Genomic DNA, 14,294 nt, shown 5'->3' on the forward strand with positions numbered 1-14,294 from the left:
CTTTAGCGTCCGGCGTCCGGCGTCCGGCGTCAAGCGTTTGGCGTCCGGCTCTTCTTCCACCGCTCAGTCGCCGTCGGTCACCGCGCCCCGGGAAGCCGAACCCACGGTGCGGGCGTACTTGGCCAGCACTCCGCGGGTATAGCGCGGTGCCGGTGCCTGCCAGCGGGCATGACGTTCGATCATCGCCTGCTCGGAAACTTTCAGGGTGATGGTGTTGCTCTCCGCGTCGATGACGATTTCGTCACCGTCCTCCACCAGGGCAATGGGACCGCCTTCCTGCGCCTCGGGAGTAATGTGGCCCACTACGAAACCGTGGCTGCCACCGGAAAAACGGCCATCGGTGATCAGCGCCACGTCCTGGCCCAGACCACGTCCCATGATCGCCGAAGTGGGCGTCAGCATTTCTCGCATGCCCGGGCCACCGCGCGGGCCTTCGTAGCGGATCACCACCACGTCGCCGGCCACCACGGCGCCCTCCATGATGCCAACGGTGGCCTCTTCCTCGGAGGAAAATACCCGTGCCTTGCCACTGAAGTGGGTGCCTTCATGGCCGGTGATCTTGGCCACCGCGCCGGTCGGCGCCAGGTTGCCGTGGAGAATACGCAGATGGCTGTCTTTCTTGATCGGGTTATCCAGCGCGCGGATGATGTTCTGTTCGTCGGGATAGGGCGCTACCCCGGCCAGATTTTCCGCCAGGGTACGGCCGGTGACGGTGAGGCAGTCACCGTGCAGCAGCCCCTCCTCCAGTAACGTTTTCATCAGTGGCTGAATGCCGCCGATGGCCACCAGTTCACTCATCAGGTAATGCCCGCTGGGGCGCACGTCCGCCAGCACCGGTACTCTTTCACCGATGCGGGTAAAGTCTTCCAGGCTCAGCGGCACGCCGATGGTGTGGGCCATGGCCATCAAATGGAGCACCGCATTGGTGGAACCGGCCAGGGCGATGACCACGGTGATGGCGTTCTCGAACGCTTCCCGGGTCAAAATGTCGCTGGGCTTGATGTCCCGTTCCAACAGATCCAGCACGGCGGCGCCGGCGGCCCGGCAGTCGGCCAGCTTGTCAGCGGATTCGGCGTTCTGCGCGGAACTGCCCGGCAGGCTCATGCCCAGGGCCTCAATGGCGCTGGCCATGGTGTTGGCGGTGTACATCCCGCCACAGGAGCCAGGGCCAGGCACCGCCACCTTTTCCACCTGCTCCACCTCGATCAGACGCTTGTCGCCCTTGGTGTAGGCCCCCACCGCCTCGAACACGGAAATCAGATCGGTGTGCCCGGGACCGGGCTTGATGGTACCGCCGTAAACGAACACCGACGGCCGGTTAAGTCGCGCCAGTCCCATCAGGCAGCCGGGCATATTCTTGTCGCAGCCGCCGATGGCCACCAACCCGTCGAAGCCTTCGCAACCGGCCACGGTTTCGATCGAATCGGCGATCACCTCGCGGGAAACCAGGGAGTACTTCATCCCTTCGGTGCCATTGGCGATGCCATCGGAGATGGTAATGGTATTGAAGATCACGCTTTTGCCACCGGCAGCGTCAGCGCCTTCACCGGCCTCGCGGGCGAGACCGTCGATATGCATGTTACAGGGTGTCACCCGACTCCAGGTGGAGGCGATGCCGACCTGCGGTTTCTGGAAGTCCTCGTCGGTAAACCCGGTGGCACGCAACATGGCCCGACTCGGCGCCTTGGCAATACCGTCCACCACCGGCGCGGAATAGCGGCGGCGTTTGTCTTCAGTCATCGTTGTTCTCCTGATCACGAGCTGATGCCAGCATAACGCTTTTCCCGCCACGTCATAGAGTCGTAAACAATCAGGCACAGGCTGGTTGACGGACTTCATTCACAAGGAACGGGAATATGGGCGACATTCTGATGGTAGCGGGTTTCCTGTTGGCGGCGTATTCGATTGTCGCCAACGACGCCATCCAAACCCTGGGTACCTTTATCTCCTCGAACCATCACCGCCCCTGGTGGCTGCTGTGGGCCTTCGCCAGCGCCATTCTGGTAATCGTGCTGCTGTACGGATGGTTCAGTCACGGCGGGGATCCGGCCTATGGCCGTCTGGAAAAATTCCCCATGCCCGAACAGGGCATCACCTGGCTTTATGTGATTCCACCGCTGGCCATCCTGATTCTGACCCGCTACGGCATACCGGTGAGCACTACCTTTCTGGTGCTGTCGGTATTCGCCGCCGGCAACGTGCAGTCGATGCTGAGCAAGTCCGGGCTCGGGTACGCCGTGGCGTTCGTCGTCGCCTTGTTCACCTACCGGTTCGTGATCCGGCATCTGACCGAGTATTTCGACCGCACCTACGGCAACCCCGTGCCCGCCTACTGGATCGCGTTGCAATGGGCCTCCACCGGTTTCCTGTGGAGCCAGTGGCTGATCCAGGATCTGGCCAACATCTACGCCTACCTGCCGCGGGAGCTGGATGGTCAGCAGTTCTTTTTATCACTCCTGGTGCTGCTGGTTCTGCACGCCTGGATCTTCAAAACCGCCGGCGGCGCCATCCAGCGCATCGTCACCACCAAGACCGGCACCGTGGATATCCGGGCCGCCACCATCATCGATTTCATCTACGCCATCATTCTGTTCGTATTCAAGGAGATGAGCAGCATTCCCATGTCCACCACCTGGGTGTTCCTGGGGCTGCTGGCCGGACGGGAATTCGCCATCTCCATGCACATGTTCACCCCCTCGACGCGGGAAACCGCGCGCGTGGTGATGTCGGATGCGATGAAAGCGATGCTGGGTCTGGCGGTGAGTCTGCTGTTGGCGTTCGGTTTGCCGCCGCTGTTCCGGATGCTCGGTGGCTAGGGCTCGCCGACAACGGGATTCAGCGCGCCTCGCCAACCCGGGCGCTCAACGCCTTGATCAGAAGCGCCGGGTCGAACCCGGGCCCGGTCGCCGCCTTGGGCACGATGTAGTACAAGCGCGGCATCGGATAGATCAGAATATAGCGGTCGTTATGGCGCCATTTCCGTATCTTGTCCCAGCTGACCATGGCGGTGCCGCTCTCCGCCTCGAAGCGGATCCCGGCGTCCATCAGGGCCATCGTGGTGGGTTCCTGAATCGCTTTGTAGCTCCGATAATGGCGCCGTGAAAGCCAGGGCGCGACCAATAACCGCAGCAGCAGGAAAGTCACACCGCCACCGATCAGGCCGCCCATCGCCCCGGCCCGCACCACCGGCGGCCCAAACAGCGCCAGCACCACCAGAACCGCCAGTACCAATGCGTAGACCACCTTCGCCCTGGGCGTCGGCCGGGCAAACAATCCGGCGGCACGGACATAATCGTCTTCGCTTATGGTGTACCGCGCTTCCATGGCGGCGCCTCCCTCACATTGATGAACACAGAGTGTACCGGATTCACGATGCGAATCCGCACCCGGCGCGGTGAAATCGCGACGCGATCGTCACCATCAGGGCATTGGCTTTTCTCATCAATGCCATAAACAAAATCTTTTCTTTTGTTTAGGAATAATTCCGTCACAATAGCGTCCTTCCTTACCTCATTCCCGGCCGCCGGCTTCTCCGGCGGCTTTTTGTTTTTTCCGCACGGCGGCAAGGAGCGTCCATGTCCACCCAAACCGGCAAGGCCGCCATGGCCAGGCACCCCCGCATCGCCGAGCTGGCCCTGGCGCTGGGCGGCTTTGGCATCGGCACCGGGGAATTCGTCATCATGGGCCTGCTCAGCCGGATCGCCCTGGATCTGCAGGTGGACCCGCAGGACGTGGGCTATGCCATCAGCAGCTATGCCCTGGGCGTGGTGGTGGGTGCGCCGATCATTTCCACTCTGGCGGCCCGGGTGCCACGGCGGGCCCTACTGATCATTCTGATGCTGGTGTTCGCGCTGGGGAATCTCGCCAGTGCCCTGGCGCCGGGATTCTGGTCCTTCATCGCGCTCCGTTTCATCGCCGGCCTGCCCCATGGCGCCTATTTCGGCGTCGCCGCCCTGGTGGCGGCATCGGCGGTGCCGTTCCATCAACGGGCACGGGCGGTGGCCCGGGTGATGACCGGCCTGACCGTGGCGATCCTGTTGGGCGCGCCCCTGGGCACCTGGGCCGGGAATCAGTTCGGTTGGCCAGTGGCGTTCGCCGGGGTCGGCGCCATTGCCCTGCTCACCGCTCTGATGGTGAGGCTGTTCGTGCCGGCGCAACCGGTGGACCCGCACGCCAGTCCGCTACGTGAGCTGTCCGCGCTGCTCAAACATCGGGTGTTGTTCACCCTGGGCATCGCCAGCATCGGTTTCGGCGGCATGTTCGCGGTGTTCAGTTATGTGATGCCGACCCTCACCGAGCAAGCCGGCATGGACGAATCTCTGGGTCCGCTGGTGTTGGCGATCTTCGGTATCGGCACCATTCTCGGCACCCTGGCCGGCGCCCGGGCCGCCGATGGCAACCTGATGAAGTCCATCCCCGGCATTCTGATCTGGTGCGCGGTGATCCAGGGGTTGTTCTTCGTGGCCGCCAATTCAATGTGGTGGGGGCTGCTGTTCGTGGGTCTGGTGGGTACCAGCATGGCGCTCGGGCCGGCATTGCAGACGCGGCTGATGGATGTGGCCGGAGACGGCCAGACCATGGCCGCGTCCCTCAACCACGCCGCCTTCAACCTGGCCAACGCCCTCGGCGCCTGGCTGGCCGGCGTCGCCACCCGTGGCGACCTGCCCTGGTCCACCACCGGACTGGTGGGCACCGCTCTGGCTCTGGGCGGCCTGCTGGTGTTCTGCGCCGGCCAGGCGGTGGAGCGGGCCACCGACCATTAACCGCCCGACCGCTTCACACAGACCGAACCACGAAGCCGCTGTGGGAAGCTTGCTTGCAAGCGAATGGTCAACGGCCCGGAGGCATTCGCGGCCAAGGCCGCTTCCCACAGCGGCTTCGTAGCCCAATCCGTGGGAAGCCTGTTGCCTTGGCAGTAGCCGTGTTGCGTGCAAGCCGGCTCTTCAACGGCGGTGGCCCATGGATGGCGCTTGACGTCACCAGCTCCGGTTCACCGCACCCCGGCGGAGAGCGTCTCCGGCTGCACCAGTTGGCCGGTGACCGGGAAGCGAATACGCACCTGCAAGCCGCCTTCCGGGTGATTGTCCAGCGCCATCTGGCCATGGTGCATGTCGACGATGCGCTTGACGATGGCCAGGCCCAGGCCGCTGCCGCTGAGCGTGCGTGCCTTCTCGCCACGAGAGAACGGCTGCAACAGCATGGGGATGTCTTCCTCGCGCACCCCTCGACCATGATCGCGGACGATCAGCAACACTGCGTTGTCATCCATTATGGTGTGGATCTCCACCGGCGCGGCGCCGTATTTGAGCGCGTTGGTGATCAGATTGGTGAGCATGCGCTTGGCGGTGAGCCGCTTGAGCATCAGGCGCGGCACCTCGGCCAGAGTGATACGGAGCTGCTCCGCCGGGTATTTGCCGCACACTTCCTCGATCAACGCGTTGAGGCTTTCATAGGAAGGCTGCTCGTCGGCGCCGTCGCGAATGAAAGCGATGAACTGCTCGAGAATCGCGTCCATGTCCTCAATGTCGGCGATGATGCCCTGGGACAGCTCTTCGTCGTCGAGGAACTCGGCGGACAGACGCAGCCGGGTCAGCGGCGTGCGCAAATCATGGGACACCCCCGCCAGCAGCAAAGCCCGGTCCCGCTGCGCCTGTTGCAGATCCCGGGTCATGCGGTTGAAGGCGCGGTTCACCGCCTGGATCTCGGTGGGACCGATGGTATCGTCCAGCACCGGCACCGCTTCCCCCCGGCCGACTTTGAGGGCGACCCGGGCCAGCCGGCGCAGCGGCCGGTTCAGGCTACGGGCAATCAGCAAGCCACCGATCACCGCCAGCAGCGGCACGGTGACCCCCCAACCCAGCAACAGATAGCGGTCATAGTCGCGGAAGAACACCATCGGCACGCGCAGCCAGGCGCCTTCGAACGACGGTGCGTTGACCCACAACACTGGTTGGCGGGCGTCTTCCAGCCGAACCGTCACCGGCTCGTCCAGCAACCCCGCCAGTTCGTCACCGAACTGATTCACCACCGGCCGCGTGAGCAACAGGCTGTCCGGCTCTCGCAAACTCGGCGGCGTTCCCACGCCAATACCGGTGGTGGCTCCCAGGCGCTCTTCCAGAAAGTCGCTGTCGGCGCCCTCCTCGAAGATCAGTTCCGCTTGCAGGGCGGTAAGACGGGCGTACTCACGAATACCCGGAAGATAGGCGTTACGGGCAAAAAACCACAGGGTGATGGCCTGGCTCAGGCCGATTACCAGCCCGACGATCAGGGCAGCGCGGAAAAAGGCGGTGCGGGGGTAAAGTTTGGGCATAGGGTCTCATTCCAATCACAGCTCGCGAGCCGCTCCCACGGCCGCTTCGTAGTGCCCATTGTGGGAACGGGAACAGACCGCTAACACGTAAGACTCCATTGGCTGCTAAAGCAGCGTCCCACAGCGACCTGGTAGCTCTCTCCTTGGGAAGCGAACCGGGCGCCCAAGCCGCGAAAATTGATCCGCCAGCCGTGATTCACGAGCCGCCCATACCGGCCTGAATTCATATCTCCAAGGGCTCGTAAACCGGATTTGAGTTTAGCGCGCCGACGTGATGCGTGTAAGCGAATGATGTCAGTCCGGCACGAACACATAACCCACGCCCCATACGGTCTGGATGTAGCGGGGCTTGGAGGGATCCTCCTCCAGCAGGCGGCGCAGCCGCGACACCTGCACATCAATGGAACGCTCCATGGCGGACCATTCCCGCCCCCGGGCCAGGCTCATCAGCTTATCCCGGGTCAGCGGCTCCCGCTGATGCTGGATCAGCGCTTTGAGCACGGCGAACTCACCGGTGGTCAACGCCTGCGGCTCACCATCACGGCTCAGCGTGCGGCTGGACAGGTCCAGCGTCCAGGGCCCGAAGTCCACACTGCCTTCCGCTTTGCTTGGCGCCCCCGGTACTTCGCGTACGTGACGGCGCAGTACCGCGCGGATACGCGCGCTCAGCTCCTTCGGATTGAACGGCTTGGGCAGGTAATCGTCGGCGCCGGCATCCAGCCCTTCGATGCGCTCGGCGTCATCCCCCTTGGCCGTGAGCATGATGATCGGCAGGTCGTTCTCACTCTCGCGCAGGCGCCGGCAGATCGACAGGCCGTCCTCGCCAGGCAGCATCAGGTCCAGAACCATCAGCGAGTAGATCTCCCGGGACAGGGCCCGGTCCATCTGCTCGGCGTCCGCCACCGCTTTCACCGCGTAGCCCTGCTCCTCGAGGAACCGTTGCAGCAGGCCGCGCAGGCGGGCGTCGTCGTCCACCACCAGAATCTTGTCCACTTGTTCGCTCATGAGGCTTCCCGAATCGTTTTGACTGCCGAATGACCCGTCTCATACCCGTCACTGTGACGGCGGGCAAGTTTTACGATGATTAAGATTGTATATAAAGATTACTGTCGACACCCGATGTGCCGATCCGCGGCCTGCCCGGAAACGGCACCCGGCTGACGTTTTTCATCAGCTTACCTTTGTCGGACGGACTGCTATCATTTTCACGACGTGCTGTTTTTAGGGGGGATAACACGCATGGCCAAGATACTGGTGGTGGACGATTCACCCACCCAGCTCACCAACCTGGCGAGGATCGTCGAGGGACAGGGGCATCAGGTGATCACCGCCGTGAACGGCGTGGAAGGCATAGAACGGGCGCGCAGCGAACGGCCGGACCTGATTCTGATGGATGTGGTGATGCCGGAACTGAATGGTTTCCAGGCCACCCGCAAGATCACCCGGGATGCGGATCTGGGAGGCATTCCCGTGATCCTGGTGACCACCAAGGACCAGGAGACCGACAAGGTCTGGGGGGAACGCCAGGGCGCCTCCGGCTACATCGTCAAGCCTCCCAGGGAAGCGGAGCTACTGGCGGAAATCGACCGGGTATTGCGCTGATCTTCGGCGATAACCACAGCCATCCGGGCAAGTCAATCTATGAACGACCGGAGTCATTCCCTATGATTCCGGTCGTTTCTTATATACGTGCCGGAAACGCCGGCGTGATGCGGATCAGCGTGCAATCCAGGAATACCCATGCAGAGCATCGAACAGATCATCGCCCAGGAACTCAACGCCCAGCCGCAACAGGTGACCGCCGCCGTGGCCCTGCTGGACGAAGGGGCCACCGTGCCGTTTATCGCCCGCTACCGGAAAGAAGCCACCGGCGGACTGGATGATACCCAGCTGCGGAACCTGGAAGAGCGGCTGCGCTACCTGCGCGAGCTGGAGGAGCGCCGCGAGGCAATCCTCAAGAGCATCGACGAGCAGGAGAAGCTGACTCCGGAATTGGAGAAGGCGATCCGCGAGGCGGACACCAAGACCCGGCTCGAGGATCTGTATCTGCCGTACAAGCCCAAGCGCCGCACCCGCGCGCAGATGGCCCGCGAGGCCGGCCTGGAGCCGTTGGCGGATGCTCTGCTGAACGATCCTGGCCTGGACCCGGAGGGCGAAGCCGCCGGTTATCTCAACGAAGAGCACAAGATCGCTTCCGCCAAGGATGCCCTGGATGGCGCCAAGCAGATCCTGATGGAACGCTTCGCCGAAAACGCCGAACTGCTCACCCGCATGCGCACCTTCCTTTGGGAACGGGCCCAGATCCAGTCCCGGGTGGCGGAGGACAAGGAAGAGGAAGGCGCCAAGTTCCGCGACTACTTCGAACACCAGGAAGCCCTCAAGAGCATTCCCAGCCACCGTGCTCTGGCGCTGTTTCGCGGCCGTAACGAAGGCGTGCTGCATGTCGCCATGGTGCTGCCGGAAGAATTGGAAAGCGCCGAACCCCATCCCTGCGTGGCCATGGTTCGTGAAGTGGCCGGCTGGCGTGATCAGGGCCGTGCCGCCGATAACTGGCTCGGCGAGGTAATGCGCTGGACCTGGAAAATCAAACTCAACACCCATCTGGAAACCGAACTGCTCGGCCGCGTGCGCGAACTGGCCGAGGAAGAGGCCATCCAGGTGTTCGCCCGCAACCTCAAGAGCCTGCTGATGGCCTCGCCGGCGGGTCCGAAAGCCACCATGGGCCTGGACCCGGGATTGCGTACCGGAGTCAAGGTGGTGGTGGTGGACGCCACCGGCAAACTGCTGGAACACACCACGGTTTTCCCGCACCAGCCCAAAAACCAATGGGCGCAGTCCCTGGCGGCGTTGACCAAACTGAGCGTCAAGCATCAGGTGGATCTGGTGGCGATCGGCAATGGCACCGCCAGCCGTGAAACCGACAAGCTGGCCGGCGAGCTGGTCAAGGCACTCAAGGACAAGCAACCGATCCAGAAGATCATGGTGTCCGAGGCCGGCGCTTCGGTGTACTCCGCTTCCGAACTGGCGGCGCGGGAATTCCCGGAACTGGATGTGTCCTTCCGTGGCGCCGTGTCCATCGCCCGCCGTCTGCAGGACCCGCTGGCGGAGCTGGTCAAGATCGACCCGAAATCCATCGGCGTCGGCCAGTACCAGCATGATGTCAGCCAGGTGAAACTGTCACGCTCCCTGGACGCGGTGGTGGAAGACTGCGTGAACGCCGTCGGCGTGGACGTGAACACCGCCAGCGCGCCGTTGCTGGCGCGCATCGCCGGCCTCAACAGCACCATAGCCGGCAACATCGTCAGCTTCCGCGAGAAGAACGGTGCCTTCAACAATCGTGATGCTCTTAAGCAGGTGCCACGTCTGGGGGAAAAGACCTTCGAGCAGGCCGCCGGCTTCCTGCGGGTGATGAACGGCGAGAACCCGCTGGACGGTTCCGCCGTGCACCCGGAGGCTTATCCGGTGGTGGAGCGGATCGCCAAACAGCACGACCGCCCGATCAAGGACCTGATCGGCGACATCCCGTTCCTGAAGAGCGTCAAACCGGTCGAGTTCACCGACGAGCATTTCGGTCTGCCCACCGTCACCGACATCCTCGGCGAGTTGGAAAAGCCGGGCCGCGACCCGCGTCCGGAATTCAAGGCGGCGGAGTTCAAGGAAGGGGTGGAAACCCTGGCCGATCTGAAGCCGGGCATGATTCTGGAAGGCGCGGTGACCAACGTCACCAACTTTGGTGCCTTCGTCGACATCGGCGTGCATCAGGATGGTCTGGTGCACGTGTCGGCGCTGGCCGATAAATTCGTCGAGGATCCTCACGATGTGGTCAACCCCGGCGATATCGTCAAGGTGAAGGTGCTGGAAGTGGATCAGGCGCGCAAGCGCATCAGCCTGACCATGCGTATGGACGATCGCCATCAGGAGCGTCAGGCTGGTCAAAGTCCGGGCGCACCGGCGGGCAAAGGCCGGCGTGGCGGCGGGGGCCAACGTCAGCGTGGCGGCGGCAACAAACCGGCGGCGGCACCGCAAGGCGCGCTGGGCGCGGCTTTCGCCAAAGCACTGGAGCAACAGAAGAAGCGCGGCTAGTCTTCAGTGAGTCAGCCCGCGGGCGGTGTGCCGGCCAGACCAAAACATCAACACGGGCGGCGGCCCGATACCGCCTGATCGCCGCCCAGATCATCGCCCCAAGAATGGGACAGCCCCATGACCGACCTGCTCAGTCAACGCATTCAGGCCCTTCTGGACTCCGACGCCGCCAGCACCCTGGCGGGCATTCGAAGGGGCATCGAGAAAGAGAGCCTGCGCATCAGCACCGATGGCAACCTGGCGCAAACCAACCATCCCGAAGCGCTCGGCTCGGCCCTGACTCACCCTTACATCACCACGGACTATTCCGAAGCGTTGCTGGAGTTCATCACGCCCGCCAGCAGCGACCTGCACAGCCCGCTGGAATTCCTCGATCAATTGCACCGCTACACTTACCGCCACATCGGCGATGAGCTGTTGTGGGTCAATTCCATGCCCTGCCGGGTGACGGAGGACAGCGAGGTGCCGGTGGCCCACTACGGCAGTTCCAACGTGGGCCGCATGAAGCATATTTACCGGATCGGCCTGGGCCATCGCTACGGCCGCAAGATGCAAACCATCGCCGGCATTCACTACAACTTCTCCTTCCCGGAATCGTTCTGGCAGTTGCACCAGGCCCAGGAAGGCAGTGACGAGCCGCTGCAGGATTTCATTTCCCGGCGTTACTTTGACCTGACCCGTAATTTCCAGCGTTACTCCTGGTTGCTGGTGTACCTGTTCGGCGCTTCGCCGGCATTGTGCGCGTCGTTCCTGGCCGGCCGCGAGCACCATCTGCTGGAGCGCTTCGACCACAGCCTCTACCGCCCCCATGCCACCAGCCTGCGGATGAGTGATCTGGGCTACCAGAACAACGCTCAGTCCTCCCTGGCGATCAGCTACAACAATCTCGATGAATACGTGGAGACGCTGACCCACGCCATCAAAACACCGGAACCGGCCTACGACGCCATCGGCGTACTGAATGCCAAAGGCGACTATCAACAACTCAACGCCAACATCCTGCAAATCGAAAACGAGTACTACTCCTCGATCCGGCCCAAACGGACCATCAACAAAGGCGAGCGCCCCACCCTGGCGCTCAAGCGGCGCGGCGTCGAGTACATCGAGATCCGCGCTCTGGATCTCAACCCGTTCGAACCGGTGGGCATCAACCAGCAGGAAATCCGCTTCCTCGACCTGTTCGCCACCTATTGCCTGTTGCGCACCTCGCCGCAATTGGAAAGCTGCGATCTCAACGCCAGCAAGGACAATCTGCGTCAGGTGGTCTACAACGGCCGGGATACCTCCGTGGCTCTGAATAACTGGGGTGAGAGCGTGACCCTGAAACAGTGGGCGCTGGAGAAGCTGGACCAGATGGTGCCGATCGCCGAGTTGTTCGACCGCTGTCACGGTGGCAACAACTATTGCGACGCCTTGCAGCGTCAGCGTTTGAAGGTGGAAGAACCAGACGCCACGCCATCCGGGCAGATCATGGACAAGCTGGAAAGCCGCGACCAGACCTTCTTCCAGTTCGCTATGAACCAGGCCCTGGCCCACAGGGACCACTTCCGCTCCCGGCCGCTGGACGCCGACCGCGAGGCGCAACTGGCCACGCTGGCCCGGCACAGCCTGACCGAACAAGCCGCCTGGGAGACCGCCGACGACATGGATTTCGAAAGCTATCTGGCCACCTATTTCAAGGACTGACGGCGGCGCGGGAACCATTGTGTCCGCCCCGCACTCCATACCATCATGTCCCTGAAGTTGAGGGGGGATCGCGATCCGTGGACAGTATTCGCTACCTAGGCAGCTTCCCACAGAGAGGGGCTACAGAGCCGCTGTGGGAGCGAGCTTGCTCGCGAATCGGCATGCCAGCGATTCGAAAAAATAAACCAGGCCCAGCCTGAGCCAGAAAGGAATCAAATCGATGTGGTCCAAACTGCCTTCGCCCCGGGCCCTCAACGGGCTCGCCCTGCTGGCCTGTGTTATCGCCATGGCCAGCGCCCTGTATTTGCAGCACGTGGATGGCCTGGAACCCTGCCCGCTGTGTATCTTCCAGCGCGTCGCCGTGTTCGCGGCAATGGCCATTCTGCTGGTGGCGTTCCTGCACGGCCCGCGAAGTATCGGTGTGCGTATCTATGCCGTGCTCACGGCTCTCGCCGCCCTGGTGGGGGGCGGCATCGCCATCCGCCATCTGTGGCTGCAAAGCCTGCCGCCGGATCAAGTGCCCGGTTGCGGTCCCGGTCTGGACTATATGCTCGACGTGTTTCCGCTCCATGATGTTCTGGCGCAGGTGCTCTCCGGCTCCGGCGAATGCGCCGAGATCAGCTGGACCTTTCTTGGCCTGAGCATCCCCGGCTGGTCGCTGGTGGTGTTTACCGGACTGTTGCTGTTCGCCCTGGTACAATTGTTCCGTCCGTTACGCGCCTGACCGGTTCCCGCCGGCGGCCCTTTTCGCTGGCCGCCGGCTTCATGCCTCCGGGCCAGGCGCCACGACGCTGCAGGGAGGCACTCGACGCGGGCCTTTCAGGCCTGATTCAGGTCATTCCCGCCGATCCCTCCGTTTCACACCCCAGGTTCGCAGCGCCGTGATTCCGGGCTTTGTCCAGAGGTAGGGACTTCCGGGAGATCCTGATGATTGATGGCCTGCTGATTCTGTTGTTGTTTCAATTTCTTGGCGAGGTGCTGATCCACCTCACCGGCCTGCCACTGCCGGCACCCGTGGTGGGTATGGTCTTGCTGTTGTTCGCGCTGATGCTGGGCGTGCCGGGGATGGGTAAGGTCTCCGAGGCCGCCGGTGCGTTGATCCGCCATATCACCTTGCTGATCTTCCCTCTCGGTGTCGGCATCGTGCTGCAATGGCACCGCTACCAGGACAATGCCCTGGCCCTGGCGGTGTCGGTGGTGTTCGGCACCCTGATCGCCCTGCTGCTGGTGACGTTGCTGTTGAAGGTTCTGCTGCGCCGTTCTTCTCACGGCGGTGGAGGAGACTCGCGCCATGACTGAACTTCCTCCCTCTTCCCTGTCCGGTGAGCTATTACACACTCCTCTGCTAGGTGAGCTCCTGCACACCCCCCTGTTCGGATTGTTGCTGACACTGGCCAGCTACCGTTTCGCCCAGTGGGCCTACGCCAAATCCAACAGCATGGCGCTGTTTCACCCGTTCATCGTTGCCGCCATTCCGGTGATCATCGTGCTGCCGCTGGTCGGCGTGCCTTACGAGGAATACCGTGACCAGACCGCGCTGATTTCCTTCCTGCTCGGTCCCGCCACCGTGGCCCTGGCCTGGCCACTGTATCGCCAGCTGCACACCGTGCGCAGCGTCTGGCGGCCATTGCTGATCACGGTGGTGATTGGCGCGGCGCTGGCTTCCGGACTGGCGGTGGGCCTGGCCTGGTGGCTGGGCGCGCCGGAAACCGTGGTCGGCTCCCTGGCCCCCAAATCCATCACCACGCCCATCGCCATCGAGGTAGCGAGAGTCACCAATGGCGATGTTTCCCTGGCCGCCGGCGCGGTGGCGATCACCGGCATCGTCGGCGCCCTGGCCGCCGGCCCGGTGTTCCGGCTGCTGCGGGTGGAGGACGACCGCATCCGCGGCTTCGCCCTCGGGCTGGTGGCCCACGCCATCGGCACCGCCCGCGCCTTCGAGTTCAGTGAAAAGGCCGGGGCCTTCGGCGGCCTGGCGCTGGGCCTGACCGGCCTGCTGACCGCCCTGGCCCTGCCCTGGATCTGGCCGTGGGTGTCTTCATTGATGGGCTGAGTATCGCGGCCCTCTTCTGTATGAAGAGGGCCACTGCTGTCCCACCAATCGCAGGCAGACTCACACGCAACACGCCGGCACGCCAAATCCGGGCTCGGAAAAACGTTATGCCGCGACACTTATAAGAACGCGAGAAGGTTATGAAGAAATCATCTTTTACGG

At 63.0% G+C, this 14,294-nt stretch carries 13 protein-coding genes; 8 read left to right on the forward strand and 5 right to left on the reverse strand.

Annotated features, from left to right (window positions below; all coding sequences use genetic code 11):
- Window positions 1-63: 63 nt before the first annotated feature.
- The gene (gene ilvD, locus A6D6_RS15505; protein ID WP_159661199.1) at window positions 64-1,740 is read right to left on the reverse strand and encodes a dihydroxy-acid dehydratase; all 1,677 of its coding nucleotides are present in this window, start codon (window positions 1,738-1,740) and stop codon (window positions 64-66) included.
- Between the two features lie 116 nt (window positions 1,741-1,856).
- Between ilvD and A6D6_RS15510 the strand changes: the two genes are divergently transcribed.
- Complete coding sequence (locus A6D6_RS15510; RefSeq protein ID WP_133492202.1) at window positions 1,857-2,816, forward strand: hypothetical protein; 960 nt, start codon at window positions 1,857-1,859, stop codon at window positions 2,814-2,816.
- A gap of 19 nt (window positions 2,817-2,835) precedes the next feature.
- Here the strand turns inward: A6D6_RS15510 and A6D6_RS15515 are convergent, their stop codons facing one another.
- Both A6D6_RS15515 and A6D6_RS15520 read right to left on the reverse strand, forming a co-directional pair.
- A complete protein-coding gene (locus A6D6_RS15515; protein WP_133492204.1) occupies window positions 2,836-3,324 on the reverse strand; it encodes a YcxB family protein in 489 nt (162 codons plus the stop codon).
- Window positions 3,303-3,491, reverse strand: coding sequence for a hypothetical protein (locus A6D6_RS15520; protein ID WP_159661200.1), 189 nt, complete (start codon window positions 3,489-3,491; stop codon window positions 3,303-3,305). Before A6D6_RS15520 ends, A6D6_RS15515 begins: the two co-directional genes overlap by 22 nt.
- An 84-nt stretch (window positions 3,492-3,575) precedes the next feature.
- On the opposite strand from A6D6_RS15520, the gene A6D6_RS15525 reads away from it, so the two are divergent.
- Complete coding sequence (locus tag A6D6_RS15525; RefSeq protein ID WP_133492205.1) at window positions 3,576-4,763, forward strand: MFS transporter; 1,188 nt, start codon at window positions 3,576-3,578, stop codon at window positions 4,761-4,763.
- Between the two features lie 227 nt (window positions 4,764-4,990).
- On the opposite strand, the gene A6D6_RS15530 is transcribed toward A6D6_RS15525, so the two are convergent.
- Both A6D6_RS15530 and ompR read right to left on the reverse strand, forming a co-directional pair.
- Complete coding sequence (locus A6D6_RS15530; RefSeq protein WP_133492206.1) at window positions 4,991-6,310, reverse strand: ATP-binding protein; 1,320 nt, start codon at window positions 6,308-6,310, stop codon at window positions 4,991-4,993.
- A gap of 294 nt (window positions 6,311-6,604) precedes the next feature.
- Window positions 6,605-7,315 carry an osmolarity response regulator transcription factor OmpR gene (ompR, locus tag A6D6_RS15535; RefSeq protein ID WP_022996843.1) on the reverse strand — a complete coding sequence of 237 codons (711 nt, stop codon included), beginning with the start codon at window positions 7,313-7,315 and terminating at the stop codon, window positions 6,605-6,607.
- 234 nt (window positions 7,316-7,549) lie between these two features.
- Here ompR and A6D6_RS15540 point away from each other — a divergent pair, with 234 nt between their 5' ends.
- From A6D6_RS15540 to A6D6_RS15565, 6 genes are all read left to right on the forward strand, one after another.
- A complete protein-coding gene (locus tag A6D6_RS15540; protein WP_133492207.1) occupies window positions 7,550-7,912 on the forward strand; it encodes a response regulator in 363 nt (120 codons plus the stop codon).
- 138 nt (window positions 7,913-8,050) lie between these two features.
- Window positions 8,051-10,393, forward strand: a complete 2,343-nt coding sequence (locus tag A6D6_RS15545; RefSeq protein ID WP_159661201.1) for a Tex family protein — start codon at window positions 8,051-8,053, stop codon at window positions 10,391-10,393.
- 117 nt (window positions 10,394-10,510) lie between these two features.
- Window positions 10,511-12,079 (forward strand): glutamate--cysteine ligase, encoded by a 1,569-nt coding sequence (gshA, locus tag A6D6_RS15550; protein WP_133492210.1) that lies wholly within the window; start codon window positions 10,511-10,513, stop codon window positions 12,077-12,079.
- 220 nt (window positions 12,080-12,299) lie between these two features.
- A complete protein-coding gene (locus A6D6_RS15555) occupies window positions 12,300-12,803 on the forward strand; it encodes a disulfide bond formation protein B (protein ID WP_133492211.1) in 504 nt (167 codons plus the stop codon).
- 203 nt (window positions 12,804-13,006) lie between these two features.
- Complete coding sequence (locus A6D6_RS15560) at window positions 13,007-13,378, forward strand: CidA/LrgA family protein (protein WP_159661202.1); 372 nt, start codon at window positions 13,007-13,009, stop codon at window positions 13,376-13,378.
- The gene (locus A6D6_RS15565; protein ID WP_159661203.1) at window positions 13,371-14,132 is read left to right on the forward strand and encodes an LrgB family protein; all 762 of its coding nucleotides are present in this window, start codon (window positions 13,371-13,373) and stop codon (window positions 14,130-14,132) included. The genes A6D6_RS15560 and A6D6_RS15565 overlap by 8 nt, the downstream gene beginning before the upstream one ends.
- Window positions 14,133-14,294: the final 162 nt, after the last annotated feature.

The organism is Alcanivorax xiamenensis (genome assembly GCF_009846745.1).
GTDB classification, from domain to species: Bacteria; Pseudomonadota; Gammaproteobacteria; order Pseudomonadales; family Alcanivoracaceae; genus Alloalcanivorax; species Alloalcanivorax xiamenensis.